Source organism: uncultured Psychroserpens sp. (assembly GCF_947500255.1).
Lineage (GTDB): Bacteria > Bacteroidota > Bacteroidia > Flavobacteriales > Flavobacteriaceae > Psychroserpens.
Window position 1 is genome coordinate 126,286 of record NZ_CANMRL010000007.1, and the last position, 26,720, is coordinate 153,005.

At 31.2% G+C, this 26,720-nt stretch carries 24 protein-coding genes; 20 read left to right on the forward strand and 4 right to left on the reverse strand.

The features are described 5' to 3' along the window. Positions 1-57 precede the first annotated feature (57 nt). From Q0783_RS17055 to Q0783_RS17075, 5 genes are read left to right on the forward strand one after another with little or no spacing between them, the layout of a single operon-like run. Positions 58-1,530 carry a serine hydrolase domain-containing protein gene (locus Q0783_RS17055; RefSeq protein ID WP_298897153.1) on the forward strand — a complete coding sequence of 491 codons (1,473 nt, stop codon included), beginning with the start codon at positions 58-60 and terminating at the stop codon, positions 1,528-1,530. 29 nt (positions 1,531-1,559) lie between these two features. Next, a complete protein-coding gene (locus Q0783_RS17060) occupies positions 1,560-1,784 on the forward strand; it encodes a hypothetical protein (RefSeq protein WP_298897155.1) in 225 nt (74 codons plus the stop codon). 35 nt (positions 1,785-1,819) lie between these two features. Continuing rightward, positions 1,820-3,046 (forward strand): serine hydrolase domain-containing protein, encoded by a 1,227-nt coding sequence (locus Q0783_RS17065; protein ID WP_298897157.1) that lies wholly within the window; start codon positions 1,820-1,822, stop codon positions 3,044-3,046. Between the two features lie 55 nt (positions 3,047-3,101). Then, complete coding sequence (locus tag Q0783_RS17070) at positions 3,102-3,596, forward strand: hypothetical protein (protein WP_298897159.1); 495 nt, start codon at positions 3,102-3,104, stop codon at positions 3,594-3,596. A 2-nt stretch (positions 3,597-3,598) separates the two neighbouring features. Continuing rightward, entirely contained in the window at positions 3,599-4,801 is a 1,203-nt protein-coding gene (locus tag Q0783_RS17075; protein WP_298897161.1) for a TlpA disulfide reductase family protein, read from the forward strand. Between the two features lie 4 nt (positions 4,802-4,805). On the opposite strand, the gene Q0783_RS17080 is transcribed toward Q0783_RS17075, so the two are convergent. Together Q0783_RS17080 and Q0783_RS17085 are read right to left on the reverse strand one after the other, a co-directional pair. Continuing rightward, entirely contained in the window at positions 4,806-5,489 is a 684-nt protein-coding gene (locus Q0783_RS17080) for a LytTR family DNA-binding domain-containing protein (RefSeq protein WP_298897163.1), read from the reverse strand. After that, complete coding sequence (locus Q0783_RS17085; protein ID WP_298897165.1) at positions 5,483-6,535, reverse strand: histidine kinase; 1,053 nt, start codon at positions 6,533-6,535, stop codon at positions 5,483-5,485. The genes Q0783_RS17080 and Q0783_RS17085 overlap by 7 nt, the downstream gene beginning before the upstream one ends. A gap of 223 nt (positions 6,536-6,758) precedes the next feature. Between Q0783_RS17085 and Q0783_RS17090 the strand changes: the two genes are divergently transcribed. The 10 genes from Q0783_RS17090 to Q0783_RS17135 all read left to right on the forward strand — a co-directional run bounded on the left by Q0783_RS17090 (position 6,759) and on the right by Q0783_RS17135 (position 17,642). Beyond that, positions 6,759-7,301 (forward strand): DinB family protein, encoded by a 543-nt coding sequence (locus Q0783_RS17090; protein ID WP_298756871.1) that lies wholly within the window; start codon positions 6,759-6,761, stop codon positions 7,299-7,301. A 30-nt stretch (positions 7,302-7,331) separates the two neighbouring features. After that, on the forward strand, positions 7,332-8,054 hold the full coding sequence (locus Q0783_RS17095) for a hypothetical protein (protein WP_298756873.1): 723 nt from the start codon (positions 7,332-7,334) through the stop codon (positions 8,052-8,054). Positions 8,055-8,296: 242 nt separating this feature from the next. Next, a complete protein-coding gene (locus tag Q0783_RS17100) occupies positions 8,297-9,271 on the forward strand; it encodes an alpha/beta hydrolase (RefSeq protein ID WP_298897167.1) in 975 nt (324 codons plus the stop codon). Between the two features lie 8 nt (positions 9,272-9,279). After that, complete coding sequence (locus Q0783_RS17105; RefSeq protein WP_298897169.1) at positions 9,280-10,512, forward strand: hypothetical protein; 1,233 nt, start codon at positions 9,280-9,282, stop codon at positions 10,510-10,512. 79 nt (positions 10,513-10,591) lie between these two features. Next, positions 10,592-11,209: a hypothetical protein gene (locus tag Q0783_RS17110; protein WP_298897171.1), complete on the forward strand. Its 618-nt coding sequence runs from the start codon at positions 10,592-10,594 to the stop codon at positions 11,207-11,209. Between the two features lie 153 nt (positions 11,210-11,362). After that, positions 11,363-12,586: a S41 family peptidase gene (locus Q0783_RS17115; RefSeq protein WP_298897174.1), complete on the forward strand. Its 1,224-nt coding sequence runs from the start codon at positions 11,363-11,365 to the stop codon at positions 12,584-12,586. Between the two features lie 50 nt (positions 12,587-12,636). After that, complete coding sequence (locus Q0783_RS17120) at positions 12,637-13,509, forward strand: hypothetical protein (RefSeq protein WP_298897177.1); 873 nt, start codon at positions 12,637-12,639, stop codon at positions 13,507-13,509. A 34-nt stretch (positions 13,510-13,543) separates the two neighbouring features. After that, the gene (locus Q0783_RS17125) at positions 13,544-14,674 is read left to right on the forward strand and encodes an AraC family transcriptional regulator (RefSeq protein WP_298897179.1); all 1,131 of its coding nucleotides are present in this window, start codon (positions 13,544-13,546) and stop codon (positions 14,672-14,674) included. A 129-nt stretch (positions 14,675-14,803) separates the two neighbouring features. Then, complete coding sequence (locus tag Q0783_RS17130; RefSeq protein ID WP_298897181.1) at positions 14,804-15,649, forward strand: hypothetical protein; 846 nt, start codon at positions 14,804-14,806, stop codon at positions 15,647-15,649. 274 nt (positions 15,650-15,923) lie between these two features. Continuing rightward, positions 15,924-17,642, forward strand: coding sequence for a T9SS type A sorting domain-containing protein (locus Q0783_RS17135; protein WP_298897183.1), 1,719 nt, complete (start codon positions 15,924-15,926; stop codon positions 17,640-17,642). Between the two features lie 42 nt (positions 17,643-17,684). Here Q0783_RS17135 and Q0783_RS17140 read toward each other — a convergent pair whose 3' ends face one another. Both Q0783_RS17140 and Q0783_RS17145 read right to left on the reverse strand, forming a co-directional pair. After that, complete coding sequence (locus tag Q0783_RS17140) at positions 17,685-18,368, reverse strand: LytTR family DNA-binding domain-containing protein (RefSeq protein ID WP_298897185.1); 684 nt, start codon at positions 18,366-18,368, stop codon at positions 17,685-17,687. Continuing rightward, entirely contained in the window at positions 18,365-19,384 is a 1,020-nt protein-coding gene (locus Q0783_RS17145) for a histidine kinase (RefSeq protein ID WP_298897187.1), read from the reverse strand. The genes Q0783_RS17140 and Q0783_RS17145 overlap by 4 nt, the downstream gene beginning before the upstream one ends. Before the next feature lie 191 nt (positions 19,385-19,575). Here Q0783_RS17145 and Q0783_RS17150 point away from each other — a divergent pair, with 191 nt between their 5' ends. From Q0783_RS17150 to Q0783_RS17170, 5 genes are read left to right on the forward strand one after another with little or no spacing between them, the layout of a single operon-like run. Next, positions 19,576-20,580 carry an SMP-30/gluconolactonase/LRE family protein gene (locus tag Q0783_RS17150; protein WP_298897189.1) on the forward strand — a complete coding sequence of 335 codons (1,005 nt, stop codon included), beginning with the start codon at positions 19,576-19,578 and terminating at the stop codon, positions 20,578-20,580. Next, positions 20,573-21,424, forward strand: a complete 852-nt coding sequence (locus Q0783_RS17155) for a hypothetical protein (RefSeq protein WP_298897191.1) — start codon at positions 20,573-20,575, stop codon at positions 21,422-21,424. The genes Q0783_RS17150 and Q0783_RS17155 overlap by 8 nt, the downstream gene beginning before the upstream one ends. 40 nt (positions 21,425-21,464) lie before the next feature. Continuing rightward, positions 21,465-23,690, forward strand: coding sequence for a DUF5916 domain-containing protein (locus tag Q0783_RS17160; RefSeq protein WP_298897193.1), 2,226 nt, complete (start codon positions 21,465-21,467; stop codon positions 23,688-23,690). A gap of 2 nt (positions 23,691-23,692) precedes the next feature. Next, positions 23,693-24,760: a DUF2911 domain-containing protein gene (locus Q0783_RS17165; protein WP_298897195.1), complete on the forward strand. Its 1,068-nt coding sequence runs from the start codon at positions 23,693-23,695 to the stop codon at positions 24,758-24,760. 4 nt (positions 24,761-24,764) lie between these two features. Further along, entirely contained in the window at positions 24,765-26,720 is a 1,956-nt protein-coding gene (locus Q0783_RS17170; RefSeq protein ID WP_298897198.1) for a hypothetical protein, read from the forward strand.

Here is a 26,720-nt window from a genome sequence, read left to right on the forward strand (position 1 = left end):
AAACTATTTTAAGAAAAGCGAGCACATCCTTTTAGTTTTGAATTAAAATTTAACGTCATGAAACATACAATTTTAAAAACAATGGTATTGTCTGTCTTGTTAACACTTGGCTGTCAATCACAAGACAAACAAAAGGAAGCTCATATGGCTCAAAGCTCAAATGTAAATAACCCAGTGAATCGTATAGAAGCTTACCTATCTAAACTTGAAGAAAGTGGGTTTTCAGGTTCTATTTTATTTGCTAAAAATGACAAGGTCTTAATTAATAAGGGATACGGCTTTAGTGACAGGAGTAAACAAATAAAAAATGCGTCTCAAACTGTTTTTGATATAGGTTCTATTACAAAACAATTCACTGCGGCTGGGATATTAAAATTAGAAATGCAAGGAAAGCTATCGGTTGATGATAAGATTACTAAATATTTTGATAATATACCAGAGGATAAAAAAAGCATTACTATTCATCAATTGTTAACACATTCTTCGGGATTCTTATCTGGAATTGGTGATGATTACGAGGCTATTACATCCCAAGGTTTTATTAACCGAGCTTTTAAGAAAAGACTTTTATTTGAACCAGGTAGCGCCTATGAATATTCAAATGTTGGTTATTCCCTGTTGGGAATGATTATAGAAAAGGTATCAGGACAATCCTATGAAAATTATTTATATACCAATTTGTGGAAACCATCAAAAATGGAACAAACGGGATATACTCGACCTACTTTTTCAGATCAAAATGTAGCATATGGATATGATATAAAAGACAAAGCTCTTGGTAAGCCAAATGAGTTAACTTGGGATATAGATGCACCGTATTGGCATTTAAAAGCAAATGGAGGCATACTATCTACGGCTAATGATATGTACAAATGGCATAACGCTTTAAAATCTAATGTGGTTTTATCAAAAGAGGCAATTACTAAATATTTCACGCCTTATGTTAAAGAAGGTGATGCTCAATCCTATTATGCTTATGGTTGGGCAATGTACAAAACTTCACGAGGCACAACACTTGCAGCTCATAATGGAGGGAATGGTATTTTCTTTGCCGACTTCTGGAGATATTTGGACGATGATATGGTGATTATCGTATTAAATAATAAGGCCACGCGTTATTCCGAGATTATAGCTTCTCAAATTGGAGCTTTGTACATACTTAAAGATTTTGAACCTATGTATCCTGAAAACAGAGATATAGAAATGGAAGATTTTAATGAAGATGAAGTTGATGATTTGGTAGAATTAGTTGTCAAAACGTTAAACCAAAACGATGAAAATAAGTGGACATCCTTCATACAAAACAATGGAACCAATCATTTTATTAATATGGCTCCTATGGAATTGCATCTTAATTATTTTAAAAAGTTCCATCAGAAAATAAAAGGAGGGAAAGTTGTTGGAATAAACATTGATTTGGATGAGGTAATTGTAACTGTTAAAACTGAAAATAGTACGGAAACGTTAATTATAAATATTGAAAATAATAATGAAGGTCAATTAAAATTTGCAGGAATGATGATTGAATGATAATCAGCACAAACTAAACACATAAAATTATGAGAACCTTATTTTATTTATTAATTGTTATAGCCATAACTATAGCGTGTATTTGGTCTTGTGGACCTAAAGTCACAGATAATTCGAAAAATTCTGAGTATCAAGTGGAGACGATTACAGGTGAAAATATTGAATTAAGAAACAAGTTAAGAAAAGAAAGGCATAGAACAAGAAACAACAGACATAGAAATAGATACCAAGGAATACGCAACTATTTCTTTTAGTTTGAACGTAAACCTCCACTTTAAAAGATAAAAGAATGACCTTTAAATTAAATAGAAGACGATTTGTTAGTAGACTGATAAAAAGAATATTTTTATTACTTCTGGTTGTTATTTTTGGTGTAATTCTTTTTAATTATGATACATTTTATCGCCTAATTCAAAGAGGAGAGTCCTATACATATACTCAAGCAAACTGTGATTTGGGTAGTGATAATAAATATACATTGCAAGACGGTCGCTTTCAAGAAGTAATTGTTGAGGCGAGAGATAGCATTCTGAAATTAAAGAAAACATACAATATCCCTGGACTTTCAATTTGTGTATCAATTCAGGGTGAAATTATTTGGAATCAAGGTTTCGGTTGTTCAGATATTGAAAATAACCGTCCTGTTACTAATGAAACTTTATTTAGAATAGGCAGTATTTCTAAAAGTATGACGGCTATAGGTGTATTGAAGCTTGTTCAGGATGGCAAAATAGATCTCAATCAAAACGTATCTCATTACTATTCTCAATTTCCAAAAAAAGAATATACTATCCCAGTAAAATATTTGGCGTCTCATCAAAGTGGTATAAGACATTATAACGGTTTTGAAATGTTGTCTAATAAACACTACAACAGCGTTAAAGAAAGTTTAGAACCTTTTGTAAATGATCAATTGCTTTTTGAACCTGGGACTAACTATAAGTACAGTACATATAATTATGTGCTCTTAAGTCGTTTGATTGAAACTATTACATCGTCTAACTATATCAATTTCATGAGTCAAGAGGTCTTTTTACCATTACAAATGCTATCAACGTTTCCAGAAAAGAAATCAGATTCTATAATGGGGTATTCTTCTGGAATAAATTCTACTAAAATTAAAAATGCAATAGAGGTGGATTTAAGTAATAAATATGCTGGTGGAGGCTATATTTCAACGGCTAAAGATTTAGTGCTCATGATGCAAAATTTAGATAGTCTGCTTTCCAAAGAGTCGCAATCAAAACTATTTGAAATTCAAAAGTTTAAGAATGGAGATGATACTGCTTCAGACTATGCTCTTGGCTTTAGGAATACCTATCTTAGTAACACAGGACGTACATTAATACACCATGGAGGCAGTTCAATTGGCGGAAGAGCATTTCTTTTAAAGCTTGTTGAAGATGATATTGTAGTTGCGATATGTGCTAATAGTGATACAGGTATTTTGAGACCTCAAAACTTTGATTTGCAAGAGGTTTATGATATATCTAAGTTGTTTTTGATAAATGATTGATGAAGATAATTATAAGTCCTTAGTTTAAAATATTTAAGAAGTAAAAACTGTTATTATGAAAAATGATTTTAAAAAAATAGCATTTGTACTGGCTTTCTTTCTAATGCTATCATGTTCAGAAAACACTCAAGAGAGTCCTTCCAATGACAATCAGAATCAAAGAATTGGAGCTATATATATTAGTTGTGAATCGCCTTCATGGATATTTAATTTTGACGACCTTTTTAGTTGCGAGCAAACTGAACCAGCTCAGGAGCAGTTAAATCCAGATAATGCGTGTCCAATGTCTGATATTGAAACACAAGATGGTGAGATTGAAATTTTATTTTCTGATAATCTTGATCTTGGTAGACTATTAATACGCGTTAGTGATGACGCCTTTATGGAGGATGAAAATGGAAATCAAGTATCGGAACTCTATGTAGATGATTATGACCAATGGTTTTTATCCAAATATGATATACGACTTAAATTAACCATAATTAATGTATATGTTGGCAATTGCTATCACGAACTCATTAAATGGGAAGAATCACCTATAATAAACTAAAGATGAAGAATAAGCGAACTAACAGATTGTTATATTATGTGATTTTTATATTGATATTTATAATGGGAGGTTATATACTCTATGAAAAGTATCTTATAGATGATAACAAAAAAGCATTCATATCTGGTAAGGTTGTTAATTCAATAAGTAGCAGTCAGGTTTTTTTAGAGAAGCGCTTAATGCCAAAATTGGATTACTTAATTATTGATTCGCTAGTACCAAATGAGGATGGGACTTTTAAGTTTTCATTGCCTTTGGTAGAGCCAGGTTATTATGCGATTAGGTATAAGGATTCTACGTGCTCAGCATCAACACCTTTGTATTTTAATAAAAATGCAACAAAAATATATGTTACAATCGATTCTATAAACCTTCCTTTTCAAAAATGGCGTAATTCAAATAATAAACAAGTTGGTATTCATGGTTCCATAGATAATGATCTCGCCAATGAATATTTTTCAATTGGAAGCACTTATTACATGAATTATATATCTCCAATAAAAAAGCAAATTAATCAACTCTCTAAACAAGATGAATCAAAACATTCAAAACAATTGGATAGCCTCAACACTCTATTAAAAACATATAAAAAAGAGCAGTACGAGATCACTAAAAATATTGTTATAAATAAAATGGGATCTTCGATTAGTTTGTATCAAGTAATGCAAACATGGGATGAAACACATTTAGAGTTAGTCGACACTGTACTTCATAGGTTTAAAAGAGATAAGCTAAATTCATTTATTACACCAATAATTATTGAAGAAGCTAAAAAATTAAAATCGAGAATTATTTTAAATAGGCCTGTCATAAACTTTGTTTTAAAAGACAGCTCGTCAAACCTAATTGATATTAAAGATTATATTGGTAAAAAATACATCTTGATAGATTTTTGGGCATCTTGGTGCGGACCTTGTATTAAAGAAATTCCTGTATATAAAAATATATATGATAAATATAAGGATGTAGGAAAAGGATTGGAAATTATTTCTATTTCTACAGATAAAAATTTAGAAAGTTGGAAACAAGCAATTAGTAAGAATAGTATACCATGGATTAATCTCATTAATGAACAAGAAAATCCAAGTACAGCTTTTAAATATGGAATAACAGAATTACCTACAACTTTTTTAATTGATTTAGAAGGAAAGATAGTAAAGAAGAATATTTCTATTGTTGACTTGATGAAGATTTTAGATAACTAATAGGTCATGATTTATGATCACTTTTAAAAAAACGATCAATTTCGTTTTTATAACTTCTACCTATTGGAATTTTTTTAGAGCCAATGAGCACATGATTTTGTTCAATGATTTCAATTTTGCTAAGTGGAACTATATACGATTTATGTATTTGCTTAAAATAGTTTGGTAAGTTATCTAAAGTTGTACCAACATTTTCTCTCACTAAAATTGATTTGCCCTTAAGATGATAAGTGATATAATTGCCTTCTTTCTCTAAATATAAAATGTCATTTAAATGAACTTGAAATATTTTATAACCACTTTTGATAATTATTGTGTCGTTTGAGGGAGCGCTATTGATAATATTATCTGCTTTGTTTATAGCTTCAATGAATCTGTCAAAATCTATGGGTTTTAATAAATAGTCCATGGCATTTAGTTTATAGCTTTCAACGGCATATTCAGAATAAGCAGTTGTGAAGATAACTCCAACTTTTGTATTGATAAGTTTCGCCAATGAAATACCTGATAACTTTGGCATGTTTATATCTAATAACACCAAATCAACAACATTATTTTCAATAAAATTCATACCATCTATGGCATTTCTAAAAGACGCCATAAGGTTTATTTTGCCTATGTTACTACTATAGTCTTTTAGCAAATTAATTGCATTTGGCTCATCATCTATGATTATTGTATTTAACATATGTCAACTTCTAATTGTAGCTTTATTGTAAAGGTATTTGGGGCTTTAATAATCTTTAAGTTATGTTTATTTTTATAAAGGATATTTAGTCTCTTTTTTACATTTTCCAATCCAACACCTGAGTCTTCTCTAGCAATAGGCACTTCGGTACTTATAGAGTTTGTCACTGTAAATATAATGTTGTTTTTTTCTACTGTCAAAGTAATAGCTATATAGGATTTTTGATAAATGTCAATCCCATGTTTAAAAGCATTTTCTACAAATGGAATGAGCAGAGATGGCGTGATTTTAATGTTTTCTGTATCACCATAAATATCAAAAGTGATTTTGATATCATCGGTTTTTTCAAATCTTAGTTTGTTTAAATCAATAAAGCTGTTAATGAATTGGATTTCCTTTTTTAAAAAAATCTTTTCTTGACTATTGTCATATAGCATAAAACGCAACAATTCTGATAGTCCTTTAATGCCTTTTGAAACTTCAGTTTGTTTCTCTTTTCTTGAAATATATAGTAAGTTGTTTAAGTTGTTGAACAGGAAATGTGGATTTAATTGAGATCTCAGAAGTTTAAGCTCAGTTTTAGTGGTTTGCTGCTCTAACTGATTTTTGATTTTCAAATCTTTTTTCCATTGCAAAAACGAACTATAAATTAATGATATTACAACTAAAAAAATATAAAGACCAATGCCTATGTTTTTATAGCTTTCAAAACATAAAATTTCGCATGTATAAGATAGTAATATCCACTCTGCAACAAGAAGTATAGCTATACTTACTATTAATAGTAGAATATATTTAAGATACTTTTTAAGAAAGAATAATTTAGAAAAGTAAAAGAGGTTTAAATAGAAAAACACAATTTTAAAGATAAATGTCGTCTTTAAAGCATATTGGAGTTTGTAATTGTATGTCTTAGTAATAGACTCTAAGCCGCCAATGTCATAATAGGTTACGTTTTCAGTCTCAAAGCTAAATATTCTAATTATGAAATGCATAGCAAGAGCCCACAAAACAACATTCAATATAATTTCGATTAGTCTTTTCATCTAGATAGTAAGTCTCTAAATTATAAAAAATCAAATGATATAGAATTTATTGTTATGAAAAACTCTTTTGTTGTTGTGAACGTCAACACATGATTTAAATCCTAACAAAGTGCCTCAACTTTAGACTTGAAGTTTATAACAAGATTAGTTCCAGTTATAACATTTCTTTTTTGTTGAATCTCAATGTCGCTAGTTTTATTTTAAACTTAAAACTTATAAAAAAATGAAACGTTCAATTACAATGATTTTTGCATTTATATGCACCTCATTTATGTATTCTCAAAATCAAGCAATAACGAAAAAAGACTTGGTGGATTCTTGGGAGATTATGTCGGCCATGGTGGTCGAATCTGCTAAAGCTATGCCAGCCGATGATTTTAATTATTCCCCAGGAGAACCTATTAGAAACTTTGCTAATCAATTAAATCATACAACAAAATCCAATATTGGTTTAGGGTCTATGATTTTTGGGAAAATGCCTTCATTTAAAATGCCAAATCCTCAAAATCCACCTCAAGAGAAAAAAGCGGTAGTTGATATACTTGAGAAATCTTTTGAGTATTTCAAGGAAAACATAGAAGCTCTTAGTGATGAAAGCTTGTCTGAAACTATAAGTTGGGGAAGACAAGGGAGTGGAATTAAAATTACCAGACTTAAAGGTATCTTGATTGTTTTTAGCCATTTGCAACGCGAACACGGTAAAACCATGATGTATCTGAGAGCGAAAGGAATTAAACCACCTGCAGCAGGTAGCTGGAAATTTTAATCCTATAAATAATGACTAAAAACTATAAAAATGAAAGCTAAATATATAATTGTACTTGTTTGCTGTATGTTCATGTTTTCTTGTTCTAATGGACAAGTAAGTGAAGGGCCTATTTATGACAAAGTAATTCCAGGACAAGCCGAAATTGAATATTCAAAAATCCAGCCTCATAAAATTGAATACAAAAAAATGGGAGGCAAAATGATTTATGACCTAAAAAAAGTAAATAAGTATGACAAAGAGGTTTATGAAATGAATATTTATTTTGGAAATGAGTCTGGTACTCCAGACAAAATCTATTTTGATATTAATTCACTTGAATATGTAGGAAGAGTATTAGATCTTAAGGATTATATCATTGATGTTAGTTTTAAAGAAAGTGTATTTAAAGGGAATTTAAAACCTAAGGGAGGATCAGATTATAAACCAGTCGATTACAATAAAGAATATCCTCATAACGGCTTCGAACCAGCTATAATTAATTATTATATAGCAGCATTACCACTAAAAATGGGCTATACAGCTTCTATTCCTACATTTGATCTAAACGGTGAATCATCAATGATTTGGGCAAATATTAAAGTAGTAGATGAAGAAATCGTAAAAGTAGCTGGAAAGAAATATGATACTTGGAAAGTTTCATCAATTGGAATAAGAGAGAAAACAATTTGGATTAGTAAAGATCTGGGTTATGCCGTGAAAATGAAAACTAAAGGAGCTGGTGGAACTTGGAAACTAAATAAAGTGTTTTAAATGAGTCACACTTTATAATAAGTGACTCAATTGAAGTATTCTCATAAGTATTTGATTTAATGATTATTTATTATTGTATAACAACTGCTAGCGGATAATACTCAGATTAAAAACTATAACTATTAATTTATAGAGTAGTAATGAGAGAAGTAAGGTTTGTTTTAGTTAAAATTTTTTAAGATTAGATTTTCATGTGTTAATCTATGCTTCTCTCATTTAATTAACCTTCAAATATTGATCATATGTTTAGAACACTACTATTATGCTTTATTTTGACTTTTTCGTACAGTGTATTTTCTCAAGTTAAAATTTATGCTAAAGATCAAATCGTTGTGGCCAATGATGGATATCAACTCAATACGTATGAACTCATAACGAAGCAAAAACTAAGTAACAAAACGACAGCGCTATTTTTTTACATTCAGGGTTCTGGATGTAATAGTGTCACAGATAAAATAAATTTCCTTGCCAGTGCAATCATAATGGGAGGGCGAGCCATAGTTATGGAAAAACGTGGCTGTTTGCCTGATAAAATTAACACAAAAGAGTGCCATCGGTTTTATGATAAAGACACGCGCTTGTCTGACCATTTGAGAGTTATCGAGTATTTTTCAAAAGATGTAAATGATATTCCTATTATTCTAATAGGAGGTAGTGAAGGTGGAGATATCGCAGCAAAGATAGCAGCAAAAAGTAACAAGGTTACCCATTTGATTTTAATTGGTAGTGGAGGAGGAATATCTCAAATTGAAGAATTAGAAATCTTAGTTAAAGAAGAGCCAGGTTATTTAAACCTAAAATCTGAAAATGATCTCAAACGGAAGGTTAAAGAGATCAATAATTCAAAAGACGATAGTTTATTATGGGCTGGATTACCTTATAAGAGGTGGAAATCATTTTGGAACGATCCTAGCATTAATTATTTAGAACATATTAAAATACCTGTTTTGCTTCTACATGGTAGTAAAGATACTAATGTCCCAGTTGAGTCTGCTAGAACTTTAAATAATAAGCTCAATGAGAAAATTGACCTTACCTACATAGAATATAAAAATTTAGATCACTCATTTAATGATATTAATGATCAAAAAAGTAGATATCCTTATCTAGAAATTGACATTGTTAAATGGCTCTCTAACTATTCCATAATTTCAAATGACGATGCCGAAAAATTTGTAAAGCGAGTTAAAAGGAATCACAAAAAAATATTTAAGTAAGATGAATTATGAAAAATAAAGTACTACATAACATAATTAGATTTGTTGCTCTAATCATTTGCTCTCATTATAGTTTTTCTCAAAACAGTATGACTACAAATGATTTTAAAGATCATACCACGTATTTCAGTCTTAGTAAGGATCATCAGTTTCAAGGAAATAAGATGTATAAAAAATTAAAACAAATTACTAAAAATGCACAATTCATTGGTATTGCAGAAGTTCATCAATCAGAGCAATTAAGCTATTTTACATCCAGCTTTTTAGAACTATTGAGTGAGCAATGTTTTAATAATTTTGCACTTGAATTAGGTCCGTATTCTGCCAAAATACTTGCAGAAATATCTGTTAACCCTGAAGACACTCGATTAAATATTAATAAACTGAATAGGTTATATGGTAAGAAAGAATTCCCGAAAATCCCTTTGATTTTTGTTGATAAAGTTGAAGATGTCAAATTTATCAATACAGCCTCGTCTCTAGGTTATAATTTTTGGGGCTTGGATCAAGAGTATCTCTTTTCGTATGAAATGCATCTAGATAGACTCTATGAGCACTATAATAATAAGACACCAGAATTTATACAACTTTATAATGCAAGCAAAGTAGTGCTTGAGAATGCCATATTCAAAAATAAATTACCTAAGGGCGAAACATCAAATTGTTGGCTAAAAGATAATGAGACACTCAATGCTTTTTTTTCAAAGTTTGATAGCAACGATTCCGCAATTAAATACATTAATGCTCTTAAAACAAGTATGGGTATTTATTGTAAACAAGAAACAGCTTCAGGTGGTAACCAAGAGCGAGCAGATTACATGAAATCTAATTTCATGATAAAGTATAATCAACTGCTTAAAAAAGAAGCCAAACCAAAAGTTGTTTTAAAACTTGGTAGTGTGCACTTAACCCATTCAACCTCTCAGTTAGGTGTAAATGATATTGGGAAATTTTTAAGCGAAAAGGCAAAGGCCAATAACACCGAATTTTTATCTTTTTTCTATTTACCACGTTACAAGAATGGTGAAGATCTTATTAATAATGACCAATTTAAAAGCTTATCTATAGTATTAAGTTTAGGAAAAAAGAATAAATGGACACTAATAGATCTAAGACCAATTAGAAAAATGATGCTTGAAGGACAGCTCAATACCAAGAATGAAATTGTTGCCTTTGGTTTGATTAGCTACGATTTTGTTTTAATACCACCAGATGATAAAAACGGAACTTTAAACTACTAAACTTTAGTTTTAACACAGCATTTAATTTAATCAGTTATAGCTATTTAATGAAAGTAGTCTAACAATCAATTTAGAATATATGAAACGATATTTTATGGCCATATTAGTATTAAGCTTGCTAAATTGTAATGGTACTTCAAATGGTAAAAAAGAAACAACGGAAATTGAAACTGAGAATAATAATGATCCATACAATTACGACTATGGAATGATTAATCCTGAAGCTCCAAAACAAACCATTGAGTTTGGGCAACTTGTCGGCTTATGGGATTGTGTTTCAAAAGATTTGGTAAAGGATGAAAATGGAAATGAAAAGTGGTATACTAATAAAGCGTTTTGGAAATGGGAGTATATTTTAGGAGGTCATGCTATACTCAACAATTGGTGGCAAGAAGACAATTCTCCGAATGCAGTTACAAAAGAGTATTTTGCATCTGGAGTGTTTATTTTTAATCCAGAGACAGCACTTTGGGAGATTACAGTCATGAATTCCAGACCACATAAATTATCATCTCAATTTCAAGGGAACCGAATGGATGATAATCTGAAAATAAGTGATACAACTAAAACTTGGCAAATAACTTTTCACAATATAACTAACGATTCTTTCCAATGGAAATACGAGATAGTTACAGAAGAAGGTAATTGGAAAACTCTTAGCGAAATTAACGCTAAGAAGGCTATAGAGACCGAGTAAATATTTTGGTATACTCATGTGATTAAAAATACAGTTTGGTCACATTTTGTAAAGTGCAACTGTTTTTATTTTCAAATAACTTTCGTAAGAAGAATTTGTGCTAGTTTTATTAAATGACATTATTGTAAACTTGGAATAAGAAGCGTTTTATTTATGAAAAACAAATCAATCGTATTGATTTTTGTATGTTTTTATTGTTGCTATGTATCTCCTCAAAATAGCGTGAACACTTCTGAAAAACAAAAAGCAATTGCAAAGACAATTAAAAAAGTAAAAAAAGAAGGCTATGCCTTTAATCAAACTTTTGATGACTTTGAAGATAGAATTGTAGAACATCAAAAATATATTGATACTACGACAACAGTTAAGACTTTTGTCCTAACAATGAATGAAATTTTTGATTCTTACGGATTGTCGCATTTTTGGATTTGGACACCAGATGAGATCAAAGAACTAAAAGATAATTCAAGCTTTGGTTTAGGAGCGAATCTTGCAAAAACAGAATTGGGATACTTTGTAACAAAGATCGTAGACAATAGTCCTGCTCAAAAATCTGGCATTAAAACTGGCGATTATATTATAGAAGTTAATAGTAAAAAAATTAAATTTAAAGACCTGTTGAAAGGATATAATGGTCAAGTCGATACAGTATCAGTTATTAGAAATGATACCTTATTAAAGTTGAATATAGAATACTTTTCGTTCAGATCTTTTTCTAAGGATTCTATGTACGCTCTAAACGCAAATACAACTGTAATTACTGTGAATTCATTTATTTCAAATGTATACGATAGGCGAGCTATTGAGTCTTTTTTTGACAAAGCTAAACATACTGAAAATATTATATTAGATTTAAGAAGTAATGGAGGAGGTAATTCTGAAAATGTACAGCATCTATTAAGTATGATTATCCCTCGCGATAGAGTTTGTCAATACTTCATGCATCGGGAAGATCATGAGGCATTTGTTAAAAAACATAATCGCAATCCAAAATCCTTAATTGAACTCATAAATTATAATGGTAGAGAATTTAAACCTTTAAAATTAAAATCAAGCTTAAAAGTATATTCTGGAAATATTTTTGTTATAGTAGATGAGCGTTCTGGTAGTGGTGGAGATGTTTTTCCGTCATGTGTGCAAGATGTTCAAAGAGGAAAAATTATTGGGAATAAAACAGCAGGACAAGTGCTATCTGGAGAAAGCTATAAATTAAATAATGGTATGGTCTTGTTTTATCCTACAGGAGAATATTTAAGGCTTAGCAATCAACGCTTAGAAGGTAATGGGTGTATACCAGATAAACTCCTATCTAGAGAGGAAACGGCTAACTCAAAATTTGTCTTAGATTTGATTTTATCAGAATTCATTAATAATTAAATTAAACATACGTTTGTAATAACAGATTTTATTATAACAATTCAACTAATATGAGGTATTTATCATACTTACTATTAATATATTTATTTATAGGTTGTAAGCATTCGGATAATCGAACCAATTGTCATGCATCGTATTGTTTGTCTTATGAACTAAAAACACCCATTAAGTTTGCAAACGGAGAAATAACTACAAATAATGGAATCAATTTTTCCAAAAATGGAAAAGATTTATACGTATCTAAACCTAAAGCCAAAACATTTAAAAACGGTAAATCGTTTATGGGAATAGTCCAATATAAGTATGATGAAGGACGTTGGAGTACTCCATTGAATATAGATTTTATGATAGATGCCTATCATCCGGTACTATCAACTGATAATCAAAAACTGTTTTTTAACTCTAGGTCTCATCCAGATTCTATAAACATATCTGTTCCTCATAATATTTGGTGTTCTGAAAAAACACCTAAAGGTTGGTCTAAACCAAGATTGCTAGAACAAATAAACTCTTCGAGTTATGATTCCTATCCATCAATAGCTAGTAGTAATAATCTATATTTTAATTCTGACAGACCAGGTGGTAAAGGCGGAATGGATATATACGTTTCATATTATGATAATGGTGTATACCAAAAGCCAATTAATATTAAAGAAATAAACTCAACTCATTCAGAGAATGATCTAGTAATTGATCCTAATGAACGGTTTATAATATTTAATCGGTATATCGATTCGAGTAATGAAATTGATTTATATATATCATATAAAGAAGGAAATGTTTGGAAAGTGCCAAAGAGACTTGATAAAATAAACTCTCCTGATGATTGGGAGTTAACACCAACTTTGTCCCCAGATGGACATTACTTTTTTTATGAGTTGAATGGAGTAATTATGCAAATAGATGTTACTGAACTTCATTAAAAGTCATTTTTGAAAAACTTTAATTACGCGTTTAATGTTATTTGATTGGAAAAGTGTCATTTTATTTGCAGGAGCAGCTCAAGGACTGCTTATGGGATTAGTTTTACTTTTCTCGAGTAAAGAGAATAGTCATAAGCGAATTTTTGGGCTTCTTATTCTTTTGTTTAGCATACATTTAATCGAATACAGCCTCTTTCTAACTCCTAATGGTTTTTTTAATGCGATTGACTTATTTGGCTACAGATATCCTATACGACTAAGTATTGGACCATTATTTTTGCTTTACACTATAAAACTAACGCAAAGAAATAAATTAAGCGTTTGGAAAGTCGCTGTACATTTTATACCTGCCTTCATATCTGTAATTTTGTTTTTCCCCCTCTTCTTCCTAGGTCAGACAGATAAGGCGAATCTATTCTCGAATTATGTGCCATTTGGCAATAGTTTATTTATAAAAACATCGTTGATTTCTATGGTGTCAGTGGTAAGCATGTTTGCTTATGTTCTTGTAAGTGTCAGAAAAATTGCAAAGTACAGACGGTTAACAGAACAATATCATAGTAACGAGAGAGGAATTTGGGTATTCTATTTTCAAAGGTTTTCATTTATTTGTCTGATTGTGCTCTTTGGTTACGTTATAGCCGTTTTTCTGAGACAATTACAAATTTTTGACGCGTCAAACCTCTTCTATATAATGTCCTTACTATTAACGATAAACTTAATAGCATTAACCGTTATAGTAATCATGCAAAATAAAATCATTCCCTTTGAATTATCTATAATAGAAAATGAAAACAGCGTAGATAAACCTGACGAGACCAATATAAACATTGATCAAAAAAACCTGGATAGGATTAATTTCATAATGACTCAAAAGCAATTATTTCTCGATTTTGATTTTACTATTAATGACTTGGCCGAGGAATTAGAAATGCCTGCTTATGTTGTATCTAAGATTATTAATAATGGATTTAATAAAACATTTTTTAGATATGTTAATGAATTTAGAGTTGAACACGCAAAACACTTACTATTAACTACAAATATTAAGATATTGGCCGTGGCTTTAGATTCTGGGTTTTCTAACAAAGCTAGCTTTCATAGAACCTTTAAGAGAATTGTTGAAACAACTCCTTATAACTATAGACTGAAAAATAAATCATAATATACTTAAATACTTGCTCGAAAGAAGATAAGGTTGCATTTCGTAAAATGATACTTGTTTTGGCTTAAAATTAGCGCTTAAAGTGATTAGGATACTATTAATTTACCTAATAATTTAAAACAAGACAAAATGAAAACTGCAAATCAATTATCAAAACTATTGCTATGCCTTATACTACTTTTTAATGCAAATGCAATTGCCCAAGACGAAGATTCAAACTCTAATATGCTGTTACCTTCTGAAGCATTAACACTTATGATGAATGAGGTGAATATGCATCCAGAAAAGAAGAGGATTGATGCAACTAAGCCCTATCTGCCAAGGGTTATCACTACCGAACTGTCACGAGAAGAACAGTTCTATTTAGGGGATGTCTATTTTTGGAATTTTATGCCGCAAGAATCATTAGACGCATTTTCTAAAGTAAAGGATGGTAACGACGAGATTAGTAGAGCGGCATGGCAACGAATTATGCAAATTAATTTCAGAGCTTTTGAAAAGCATGGGGAAGTTGAAAAGCAGATTTCAGAATTTAGAAAGCATTTCAAACCCAACCCTAAAGATCAATACTATATGTTTGAACCCGTAAATAATGTTTGTGGCAAACATGCAGGTGAAAATAATCATAAAAAAGTCGTAGAGTTGGTAGAGGAAGAGTTAAAAACCATAGACTATAATGGTGCATATCAGTCTTTTTTATTACCTGCCTACCAATTTAACTCATATAAAGTCTTAGGTAAAGGAGATACTGCTCTTTCACTTCTTGAAAAAGCAAAAAACGGCCTCCAAAATGCCCTTGATAATAGAAGAAATGCAATGCCAGAGAACGATCCAGATTATTTAATTCACACGAGTAGAGTTCGAGGAATGGAGACTATTGTAACTAATAAACTCAGTTACAAACAAATGAATGATGAGTACGAAAAATTGATTGAATCCATTACCAAAGCATATAATTATTTTAAAGGACAGTAATAAAAGAGGTTTTTGTTTTAATTGTAAGAGTCTGTATAATAATGTGTCAGGAATTCTAAAACACTTTTGTGTCTGTTCTTAAATAGGTAAAACCGTGACCAATACCATGTGTTGTGTTACCAAAAGGATGACTGATGTTATGATTAACAAAATAGACAAAACGGTAGAAAAAATCAAAAGAGTTGCATGTCGCTAACTGTTACTCTTTTGAGAAGTACATTAAATTGAATTCACTGCATTTTCACTAACATTATCCTTGTAATTAGCTAAACCTATGAAAAAAAATATAACCCTTAGAATACTCTTAGTTCTGTGTGGTATTACTGTAAATGCACAGCAATATGCTCGTACATACCAAACTAGTCAATTTCTAGAATACAGTAAACCAGCAACAATTTCAATAGCACCAATGCAATCAGGTGAGGTTATAAATGTTGATGGTGTTTTGGAAGATGGCTTTGAGAATACAGATGTTTTGATTTCTAAAATTGGTACCAATGGAGAAGTTATTTGGAAAAGAAGATATGGAACACCTGGGAAAACAGAATCAGCAAATAGTGTAAGCGTATTTGCTCAAGACAATTATGCATTAATTGTTGGACAAATTGAAGTCGGATTTTTTAATTCACAATTTGGACATCTCCTAAAAGATTTTGATGTATTGATGTTACTTATTGACACACAAAATGGTGATATCGTATGGTCTAAAAGTTTTGGAGAACCAAAAAGTATTGACAGAGCTTGGTCTATTAAGAAAATCACAGAAGATGGAATACATTCAAAATTTATTGTTTTGGGTGAAGCGGCAGATTACGGCTCTAATGATGCTAGCCAAAGAACAATGGCGTTTTCAATGAACGGAAATGGAACCATATATTGGAAAAAGAGATATGTTGAGACCTCACCTTGGGATAATACAGGAGATGTTCCAAACGATGCTGTTTTTGATGACGACGGAAACCTTATTCTTATTGGTAATTTTAATGATGAATTTGAAACTGCAGGTTTATTTACCTTAGGCGTTAACCCTGTAAATGGAAACATAACTAACCTATATAAAAGGTTTGGACATTTTAGTACTATATCTCATATGGGAGCTATTACAGCAGTTGAAGATGGTTTCTTAGTTACCTATGCCTCATATGATTTAATTAGAGATCTAGTAGAGGAAACATTTCAGTTTGCGGTATTGACAAAGTTGAATGAAAACAGAGAGCCCGTTTGGAGCAAACGATATTCAGCGCAAGAAGGTATGCTCGCATACTATGGTGCAAGTATTTATAAGAGAAACTCTATTACGAATACTAATTACGACATTCTTTTAGGCTCATGGAACAATCATACAGCATCACCAATCTTAATGACTGTAGACGATAATGGAAATATTATAAAATCTCAACGTCAAAACTATGAACAACAAGTTGTTTTTGGCACATATCCAACGACGATGGTACCTGCAATGGACAACAATAAATATATTTTAAAAGGGATATCTTCATTTAGGCTCTTTTATCAAAGAGGATATACATTAAGCTCAGTTATAGCTAATGGCAATCTAATTTGTGCCAACAATTTGGAAATGAAAAGTGGAAACGTCGAAAATAATTTGGTGTTTAGCCCTGAGCGAATTTCTACAGACTTTGGTGAAGTAACTCACCAGAGTTTATCAGAATTTCTTATTGATATTAATGAAATTAATTGTGATCAAAATAAAATTGCAAATGGTAATCATTCAAGGTTGTCTGCTTACCCTAATCCAATACCAACGGATAAGGAATTTCTTAATGTTGAATATACTGCTTTAAACTCAGGTAAAGCAACCATTACTATCAAGAGCATAAATGGTATTGTCAGTTCAACTCAAGAGAACTATGTAAAAAATGGAATTAACGTACTTAAATTAAAAGCAGAAGTGTTTAATTTTGGGTTAAATTTCCTTGTTGTAAGTCATGAGAATGGAGATCAAAGAGTGATAAAAATTATTAAAGAATAATAGGCATACAATAAGAACGTATTTGGTAATTATTATAGCTTTTTATCTAAGAGCTTCTAAAACAGTTTTTCTATAGGTTTGACCTATTGGAATATGTTTTTTATTAACAACGACATATTCTTTTGTGTAGGCTTCAATTTCTGAAATGTTAACAATGTAAGATTTATGTATTCTAGCAAACATGCTTGATGGCAAATTGTTAATGATAGTACTTAGCTTTTCGTAGACTACTAAAACTTCAGTAGTTGTATGCACTTTGATATAATTGCTCATACCTTCAACATACAATAGATCTAAAAAGGACACCTTTACCATTTGCTTATTCACTTTTACATAAATGTATGTACTGTTTTTTGACTCAACATGTTTAGAAACTGGCTTAGCTACTTTTTGTACAGCTTTTAGAAAACGTTCAAATGAAAAAGGTTTGAGTAGATAATCTGTGGCATTTAATTCATAACTTTCGATAGCAAATTCTCTATGTGCAGTTGTAAATATAATCTTGGTATTCTTATTAATGAGTTTGGCAAAATTCAATCCAGATAATTTAGGCATTTCGATATCCAAAAAAATAAGGTCTATCTCATTGTTTTGTATATAGTCTAAAGCTTCAAGTGCATTTTTTGATTCGTTGACAACCTCTAGGTGAGGAACATCATTAACATATGTTCTCAATATATTTCTTGCCGTTTGTTCATCATCAACTATAGCACACTTTGTGTTCATAAATACTTGATTTTAAGATTAATAGAGAACAGGTGTTTACTGTCATTTATGGCTAACTCATAATCACTTCCATAAAGTATATCTAATCGTTTTTTTATGTTTTCTAATCCAAGACCTTTTTTAGTATTGGATTCAGTTATATTATGCGATTTTGAGTTCTTTACTTCAAATAACAACATATCGTTATCTATTTTAAGATCAATTGCGATATCTGCAATCTTTGTTTCATCTTTTAAACTATGCTTAAATGCATTCTCAACAAAAGGTACTAAGATTAGTGGAGGTATAGAAATATTCTCGGTAGATTTTGGCTTACTAAAATCAATTGCAACACGATCTTCGAACCGACTTTTCTCTAGCGTGATGAAATCGGTCATTAGTGCAATCTCCTTATCTAATGGAATCATCTTCTGGTTGCTTTCATATAATGAGAAACTTAAGAAATCAGAAAGCTTTAAAATAAGCTCTGGTGTTTTTTTTGAGTTCTCTAGTGATAGCCCATAGATGTTGTTTAATGTATTGAACAAAAAATGTGGGTTGATCTGTGATTTTAAATATTTTAATTCAGATTGAAGTTTTTCATTTTCAAGTTCATTGGTGCGTTTCTGTAACTGAGATACTTTCCATACCACTGAAATTCCTATTACAAAAATGAGAGGAGAGGCTATAATAACAGTTGATTGTAAAAATTTGTATGGCAACCACAAACCATAATCTCGCATTTCAGGATTTAGAATATTTAGGAGTTCATAATTAATTATGCGTTGAAAAAAGCCAGCAATACATAAAGTTATTATGGTGTAAACAAAATAGTTCACCACCTTTCCTTTCAGTAAAAACCTAGGTAATAAATAGAAATAATTAAAGTAGACAACAGCCAATCGTAAAGGAAGGTTCATTAACTCGTAAATAAAAGCACCTTCGTAATCACCTTTATAGCTCGCTTGAATTAACGTATAGATAAGAGTATAGGCTATCCAAAATCCTATATGAAACCAAATGTTCAAACTTTTCATAGCACAAATCTATTGGATTTATAATGGTTTATTTATTGCTTGCCTTAAAATTTATGCAAAGTCCTTAATTCTTTATGTAAATAAGACGATTTGAGGAAAAGGCTTGTTTTGCATAAGTAAAAATGTGTTTGAGATAAATTTTATAAAGAGATTTTAAGTTAACTCTAAATTTGAAGGTATACCATTAACACATGAGAAAACATCTTTATTTTTTATGGTTTCTAGCTTTCCCATTATTACTGATAGGACAAGAGAAATCAAATGCGATTAACAATAGTGAGATAGCATTCAATCTTGAAGAAAAAGACTTGCTTCCAGAAAATATAGCATACGACCCGAAAACGGAAACCTACTATGTTGGAAGTACCAGAAAAGGAAAAGTCGTTAAAATAGATAAAAACGGAAACGAAACTGAGTTTATTAGCCCAAAGCAAGGTGGTTTGTGGATGGTTATAGGTATGAAAATAGATACAAATAATCGTTGGCTTTGGGTTTGTAGCTCTGGAGGAGATAATCTAGTAGGTTATAATTTAAAGGACGACTTAGACGGAAGACCAGCTGGTGTTTTCAAATTCAATTTGGATACAGGTAAATTGATCAAGAGGTATGTATTAGATAAAAGAGGAGAGGTGCATTTTTTTAATGACCTCGTTATAGATTCTGAAGGAAATGTATACGTAACGCATATGTTTGATGAACATTCAATTTATACTATTCAGAAAAAAGATGATACGTTATCACTGTTTTTAACTCCAAACGGACTTAAATATCCAAACGGGATTACAATCACAAATGACGATAGATTTTTATTTGTAGCGCATTCTGAAGGCATTATGCGTATTGAGGTTGACTCTAAAAAACACCAAGAGATTAAGAACCCAAACTCAGTAAAAATAGCTAAGAGAGAAAGTATAGATGGCGTGTATTTTTATATGAATACATTAATTAGTGTACATCCAGATATTAAATCGGTGCAAAAACTGATACTTAATGAAAACTTAGACACCATAATTGGCAATACATTATTAGAAGTTGGTCACCCAATGATGAATAATCCAACAACTGGAGTGCTTCATAACAGTAGTCTTTATTATATCGCTAACGCACAATTTGGAAGTTTTGATGAACAAGGCAACTTATTTCCAATGAATAAATTATATCAGCCCATAGTATTAAAAATCAAGTTAGATGAATAATTTAAAAAGTTCTAGACGTCAATTTGTTGGAAGTTCAATTTTTGGACTTCTAGCAGTATCTATCCCAAATGTCACTTACGCATCATCTATAGTTTCTGATGATAAATTAAACCCACAACCAAACAATCGTTACCCTTCAATTGATGATGAAGTTGTTAATGAGGTTGTTGGTAAATCTCATTTTGATATCGACACAGTTAAGAAGTTAGTTGATAAAAGACCAGAATTAGCTAGAGCAAGCTGGGATTGGAGTTTTGGAGATTGGGAATCTGCTATAGGCGCTGCATCACATGTTGGAAGAAGAGACATAGTATACTACCTAATGAGCAAAGGTGCTAGACCAACTATGTATACCTATGCGATGCTTGGTGCATTTGATATTGTAAAAGCTATGATAACCATGACACCTGGAATTGAGTCACAACCAGGACCTCATGGAATTAGCTTACTTCAACATGCACGAGCTGGTTTGCGAATGAAGGATACCATGTCTAAAGATAATATCAATAACTCTGAAAAACTGATCGATTTTTTAAGGTCTTTTAAAGCTCCAGATACTAAAACATATACCGCATTAAGTGAATCTGAAAAGCAGAAATATCTTGGTGATTATAGATATGGAGATGGTGAGAATGATGGGTTTTCGATCTCTCTTAATATGAGAAAAATGATATCTCTTGGGAAATTAGGAAAGTCAGGAGGTGGTTTAATTAGAATAGAAGAGCATAAGTTTTTATACAATGGTATTTCGTCAGTATACATCACATTTCAGCTTGAAAACAATAGAGTGAAGTCATTGACAGTTCATGAACCAGATTTGGTACTAGTAGCAAAGAAAGTATAACCTCATAACCATAATTAAATCAATCAAATATTTCTGTGAAATGCTTTATAGACAAACGTTTATTTTCTTTTTTTTAATCAGTTTTCTTGCATTTTCACAAGATGATCTGCCAAAATCTAATGCATCAATTCAACTTGATGGCGTATTAAATGAGACAAGTTGGGATAGTGCATTTGAGTTTAATGGTTTTAAGCAGATAGAACCAAACCTTGGCGCAAATACTACTGAAAAGGTGATTGTGAAATTTATGTATGACGATCAATATTTATATGTTGGTGCTTACTGTTATTTTAAAGATCCAAATCAAATCTTTGCAGCAACATTAGAACGTGACAAAACACTTGATAATGATGATTATATTGAGGTTCATATTGATAGTTATAATGATAAGCTCAATACTTTGGTGTTTAGAACAAACCCATTGAGTGCAAGACAAGATTTTGAAGTTAATAGAAATGGCGATGTATTTAACTTGTCTTGGAACACATTTTGGGATGCCAAATCAAAAATAAATGATGATGGTTGGAGTGCAGAAATGCGTATTCCTTTCTCGTCATTGCGTTATAATGTGTCTTCGGAAAATATAATGCGAATTAAAGCAATAGTTAATTATAAGCAAAAAAACGAACGTGTTATAGCACCTCAAAATAACACCGAATTAGCTTCAGCTCAATACCACTTTAGTAACTCTGAGGAAGTACGTTTTAAAAACTTACCTAGATCAAAGCCATTATATATCACGCCGTATGTGAAAGCAAATGTAATTAGTCAAAATCAATTAAATGCAGATGAAACAGCCTATGAAAACGAGACTACTTTTTTAGAAGAAAAAGGCTATGCTTCAAATGAAGTACTTGATAAAGTATTGAGTAATTTAGGTTTAGATATTAAATATAAACCTAATGCTAATCAAACCATAGATTTTAGTATCAATACAGATTTTGCCGAAGTTGAAGCAGACGATAGAATAATTAATATTTCTAGGTTTCCTATTTTTTTACCCGAAAAGCGTCTGTTCTTTCTCGAAAATGCAGACTTATTCAATTCTAATCTGTTCGGACATCGTTTGTTTAATTCTCGACGTATTGGTATTGAAGATGGTCAAGCAATTCCAATTATAGCAGGGTTGAGGTATGCTGGTAATTCATCAAAATGGCAATATGGTTTGTTAAGTATGCAAACACATAAGGTTGAGGGCATCGCTTTATCAAATAATATGAGTGTGACCAGATTGAGGCATACTATTGGGAATTTTGGTTCCAACATAGGTATAATAAACACCAATAAAATTAATAGAGATAAGAGTAATCATTTGGTAGCTATTGATGCTAATATTAGATTTTCAGATAATATTAGAACACGTTTTACTGTAGGGTCGACATTTGATGATGTAACAGGAAATTGGAAATCTATGTATGGGGCCGAAATTAATACCTTTCGAGCCAATGGCTTTGGTATCAATTATAGGTTTAGAGAATACACGAAAGATTTTAATCCAGAATTAGGTTTTGTACCAAGACCAGATACAAAACGGCTTACGTTAAACAATGGTTGGAGAAGAACATACACCAATTCAACGTTTTTAAGATATCTAACCTTAGGGCATTATTTCAATAAATTTTGGGTGTCCTCAACTGGTCAGCATGAATTTTTTCAAACTAATATTTACCTCACTGCAATTCATAAAAAAGGTGCACGTTTTACAATGTTTTTTCCAATATACCAAGAAGATAACTTATATCAAGATTGGAATATTTCCGAAGGCATTACTATTCCTGCCAATCAGTATGTGATGTGGAAAATTAATCCCATTTTTGATACAGGAAGAGCTAGAGCGTATCGCGCAAACTTAGACATAGAAGTTGGAGAGTTTTATGGTGGTAACCAATTCACAACAAATCTTAATGTGTCTTACGATTTTAGTCAGCTATTCAAGGCCGAAATTGGAGGAACTTATAATCAACTTCGTTTCCCAGAAAGTTACGCCGTAGATACATCAAGAAAAATTAATTTAAGTCGCTATTTTACTAGACTAAAGTTTAACTTCTCATCAAAATCTTCATTGAATTCATTTTTTCAGTATGATACAAGAACTGAAAAATTAGGTCTAAATCTGCGATTTAGATTTAATCCAATAGAAGGAACCGATTTATATATTGTTTATAATCACAATGCAAATATTAATCGAGATAGTTTGAACCCTAGATTGCCTTTTACAGACAATCAGGTTTTTATTTTAAAGTATTCGAAAACATTTCTTAATTAATCATGACAGCTAAAAAAGTCTACTTCGTTTTTTTCTTGATCATATCTCAATTTGCATTTTCACAGTGGGAATCGAGAGACATAATAACTAATGATAATATTACTTATCCTGAGACCAGTAAGTTGGCTAAAATATCTCAAACAATAGGTATTACTGAAATTGACATTAAATACCATAGACCAGCTGTTAGAAACAGACAAATATTTGGAAATCTCATTCCGTATGGAAAGGTTTGGAGAGCTGGAGCAAATGAATCTACTACCATTAAGTTTCAAGATGATGTGATTATTAATGGAAACAAACTAAAAAGAGGGGTTTATGGGATACATATGATTCCTAATAAAACGGAATGGACTATTATTTTTTCCAACAATCATGTGCAATGGGGAAGCTTTTACTACGATCAAAATGAAGATGCACTAAGAATACAGGTCAAGCCTGAAGAACATGCTCATATCGAGTATTTAAAATATGACTTTGAAAATTTAAAAGAGAATAGTGTAAATATTGCTTTGCTTTGGGCAAGTACAAAAGTATCTTTTAAGATTGAAGTTGATGAAATCAATAGCACTCTAGATGTTATTAAAGATGAATTAAGAACTCTGCCACGATTTTCTTGGAGAGGGAACAGAGAAGCCGCATTATATTGTTGGTTACATAATACTCATCTTGATCTGGCTTTAGAGTTAATTAATAGGTCTATTAGTTATGAAAGAAGGTTTGAGAACATGTATCAAAAAGCACTCATCTTGGCTTCAATGGGTAAGGGCAATGAATCCAGTATCTTAATGGAAGAAGCCTTAAAACTAGGAAATGAAAATATGTTTCTATATGTAGGTCGAGAAGCGTTAGGACATCACAATTCACCTAAAAAAGCTATAGAATTATTTAAAATTACCTTAAAGTATTTCCCAGAATCTTATAAAGCAAAAATGCTTATTGGGAATGCTCATGGATGGATGGGAGAAAAAGAAATGGCTATTAAAGCTTTTAATGAAGCTTTGTTGTTAACTAAAAATGAAAAAGAAAAAACCAATGTAATGTCTTATTTGAATAGATATAAAAATTAGGAACATGAATTTATTAACCAAAATAGCGCTATGCTTTATTATTACAGGATGTTTTAGCCCATATACAAACGCTCAAAATCATAAAAATAAGCTAGAAGAATTATCATACTATATCGGCATTTGGCAGCCTTCTCCAGATCATCCAATGTTAGAAAAGAAACCTAAAATGAAAGACCTAAAGGTTATAGATTTTGAATGGGGAACAGACAGGAAGGTTATCTATTCTAAGACAGGATTCTATTCGGCTACTAAAAAGAAAGTAATGTCAGAAGGTCTCATTACTTATAATCCAACTACAGATAAGATTGTTTGGATAGAATATCAAATTGATGGTTCCATGCTTTTTGAAGGCGAATACCAATTGCTTGGTGATAATAAGGTAAGACGTGAGTACAAAGTGTATTATCCTAAAGGAGATAGTACCATTCCATTTCCCGAGAAAGACGGTTGGGTAAGAACCTTTCGTGAAACATTTACACCTAAATCTAACAATGCCATAGATTGGTACACAGAGTTATTAATTGATGGTAAATGGATTAAACGAGGTTGGGATGATTTTACAGCAATTAGACAATCGCCAAAAATTCCGATAACATCACATTCTACTGAGGCTATTAGACACTATAATCAAGCAAGAACATTTGAAAATGAACTAAATTTAGATCAGGCAGAAACCTTATATCAAAACGCATTGCAATTAGATTCAACATTTGCAATGGCACATTTCCGTTTGGCGATGCTGAGAGATAATTATGATTATCGAAGAGAAAAACTAAATGACGCTTTGAAATATATTGATTTAATTTCTGAGGGAGAACAGCTCTTAATTAAAGGCCGCGTAGATTTTTATTCTTTAGGATATGATGGGTCAAAAGAGTATGGTTACTTTAAAGAATTGGTCGCATTGTATCCAGAAGATGAGGAAGCCAATTATTTATTTGGATTTGTTAATGTGCATCATGGAGGTCATAACCCCAAGTTGGCAATTAAACACTTTAAAAAAGCAATAGATATTAACTCTCAATACACCGCTGCATATAACGAATTAACCTATGCATATATGGATGTTAAAGACTATGAAAAAGCAAAAGATATTGCAAAAGTATACATTGAATTACTACCTAATTCTGTAAACCCATTAGATACGTATGCCGAAATTTTTATGCGAAATGGTGAATATCAAAAATCGATAGAATATTACAATAATGTTCTAGAAATTGACACAAAATTTCCATGGGCTATTATGGGAATTGCGGCTAATCTCAATTTCTTAGACAAGCATAAAGAGGCAAGACAGACTCTTAAGGATTTAGATATATCAACCCTGAGTGATTATGAATATAGACACCGTTGGCGTTCAGAAATAGTGTCCTATTTGGATGAAGGCGATTATAAAAATGCTACAAAAACACTCGAAGCACAAAAACAGGAAAGTTTATCTGGTAAGAATAAACGAGAACCTATATTTCACATCTATTACGCTTTCCTAAGGAAAACACGTTTGTATTTTGAGAATAGTCAGAGTGATGAAGGGTGGAATGAGTATCAACAATGGAACACTTACGTTCAGAATACAATTAAAAATGAAAAAACAAAGAAGCGTATTTTAGATCTAGGGTTATATTATGAGAGTTATAGTGCCTTTATAGATGGTGATTTTAATCGAGCCATGAGTAAACTAGAAGCCTTCAATTTGGCGCATGGAGAAGATACAGAAGCTGCCAAACTATTAAGAGCAAAATTGTTGTTTGCTAAAGCGTCTTATGATATGGCTGTTCAACAATTGCTTGAATGCGATACTAACGATCCATTGACACAATATTGGTTAGCTAGAGCGTTGATAGAACAAAATAAAAAGGCCGAAGCAACACTGTATCTTAATAAAATATTGACCTTAAATGATCGAAATAATATCAATTTGGCAATAGTAAGAAAAAAGGCAAAAGCATTACTCCAATAA

What these genes read in the sequence shown, in the direction of transcription:
- Q0783_RS17055 (WP_298897153.1), top strand. Translation starts at nt 58, where the DNA reads ATGAAACATACAATTTTAAAAACAATGGTATTGTCTGTCTTGTTAACA.
- Q0783_RS17060 (WP_298897155.1), top strand. Translation starts at nt 1,560, where the DNA reads ATGAGAACCTTATTTTATTTATTAATTGTTATAGCCATAACTATAGCG.
- Q0783_RS17065 (WP_298897157.1), top strand. Translation starts at nt 1,820, where the DNA reads ATGACCTTTAAATTAAATAGAAGACGATTTGTTAGTAGACTGATAAAA.
- Q0783_RS17070 (WP_298897159.1), top strand. Translation starts at nt 3,102, where the DNA reads ATGAAAAATGATTTTAAAAAAATAGCATTTGTACTGGCTTTCTTTCTA.
- Q0783_RS17075 (WP_298897161.1), top strand. Translation starts at nt 3,599, where the DNA reads ATGAAGAATAAGCGAACTAACAGATTGTTATATTATGTGATTTTTATA.
- Q0783_RS17080 (WP_298897163.1), bottom strand. Translation starts at nt 5,489, where the DNA reads ATGTTAAATACAATAATCATAGATGATGAGCCAAATGCAATTAATTTG.
- Q0783_RS17085 (WP_298897165.1), bottom strand. Translation starts at nt 6,535, where the DNA reads ATGAAAAGACTAATCGAAATTATATTGAATGTTGTTTTGTGGGCTCTT.
- Q0783_RS17090 (WP_298756871.1), top strand. Translation starts at nt 6,759, where the DNA reads ATGAAACGTTCAATTACAATGATTTTTGCATTTATATGCACCTCATTT.
- Q0783_RS17095 (WP_298756873.1), top strand. Translation starts at nt 7,332, where the DNA reads ATGAAAGCTAAATATATAATTGTACTTGTTTGCTGTATGTTCATGTTT.
- Q0783_RS17100 (WP_298897167.1), top strand. Translation starts at nt 8,297, where the DNA reads ATGTTTAGAACACTACTATTATGCTTTATTTTGACTTTTTCGTACAGT.
- Q0783_RS17105 (WP_298897169.1), top strand. Translation starts at nt 9,280, where the DNA reads ATGAAAAATAAAGTACTACATAACATAATTAGATTTGTTGCTCTAATC.
- Q0783_RS17110 (WP_298897171.1), top strand. Translation starts at nt 10,592, where the DNA reads ATGAAACGATATTTTATGGCCATATTAGTATTAAGCTTGCTAAATTGT.
- Q0783_RS17115 (WP_298897174.1), top strand. Translation starts at nt 11,363, where the DNA reads ATGAAAAACAAATCAATCGTATTGATTTTTGTATGTTTTTATTGTTGC.
- Q0783_RS17120 (WP_298897177.1), top strand. Translation starts at nt 12,637, where the DNA reads ATGAGGTATTTATCATACTTACTATTAATATATTTATTTATAGGTTGT.
- Q0783_RS17125 (WP_298897179.1), top strand. Translation starts at nt 13,544, where the DNA reads ATGTTATTTGATTGGAAAAGTGTCATTTTATTTGCAGGAGCAGCTCAA.
- Q0783_RS17130 (WP_298897181.1), top strand. Translation starts at nt 14,804, where the DNA reads ATGAAAACTGCAAATCAATTATCAAAACTATTGCTATGCCTTATACTA.
- Q0783_RS17135 (WP_298897183.1), top strand. Translation starts at nt 15,924, where the DNA reads ATGAAAAAAAATATAACCCTTAGAATACTCTTAGTTCTGTGTGGTATT.
- Q0783_RS17140 (WP_298897185.1), bottom strand. Translation starts at nt 18,368, where the DNA reads ATGAACACAAAGTGTGCTATAGTTGATGATGAACAAACGGCAAGAAAT.
- Q0783_RS17145 (WP_298897187.1), bottom strand. Translation starts at nt 19,384, where the DNA reads ATGAAAAGTTTGAACATTTGGTTTCATATAGGATTTTGGATAGCCTAT.
- Q0783_RS17150 (WP_298897189.1), top strand. Translation starts at nt 19,576, where the DNA reads ATGAGAAAACATCTTTATTTTTTATGGTTTCTAGCTTTCCCATTATTA.
- Q0783_RS17155 (WP_298897191.1), top strand. Translation starts at nt 20,573, where the DNA reads ATGAATAATTTAAAAAGTTCTAGACGTCAATTTGTTGGAAGTTCAATT.
- Q0783_RS17160 (WP_298897193.1), top strand. Translation starts at nt 21,465, where the DNA reads ATGCTTTATAGACAAACGTTTATTTTCTTTTTTTTAATCAGTTTTCTT.
- Q0783_RS17165 (WP_298897195.1), top strand. Translation starts at nt 23,693, where the DNA reads ATGACAGCTAAAAAAGTCTACTTCGTTTTTTTCTTGATCATATCTCAA.
- Q0783_RS17170 (WP_298897198.1), top strand. Translation starts at nt 24,765, where the DNA reads ATGAATTTATTAACCAAAATAGCGCTATGCTTTATTATTACAGGATGT.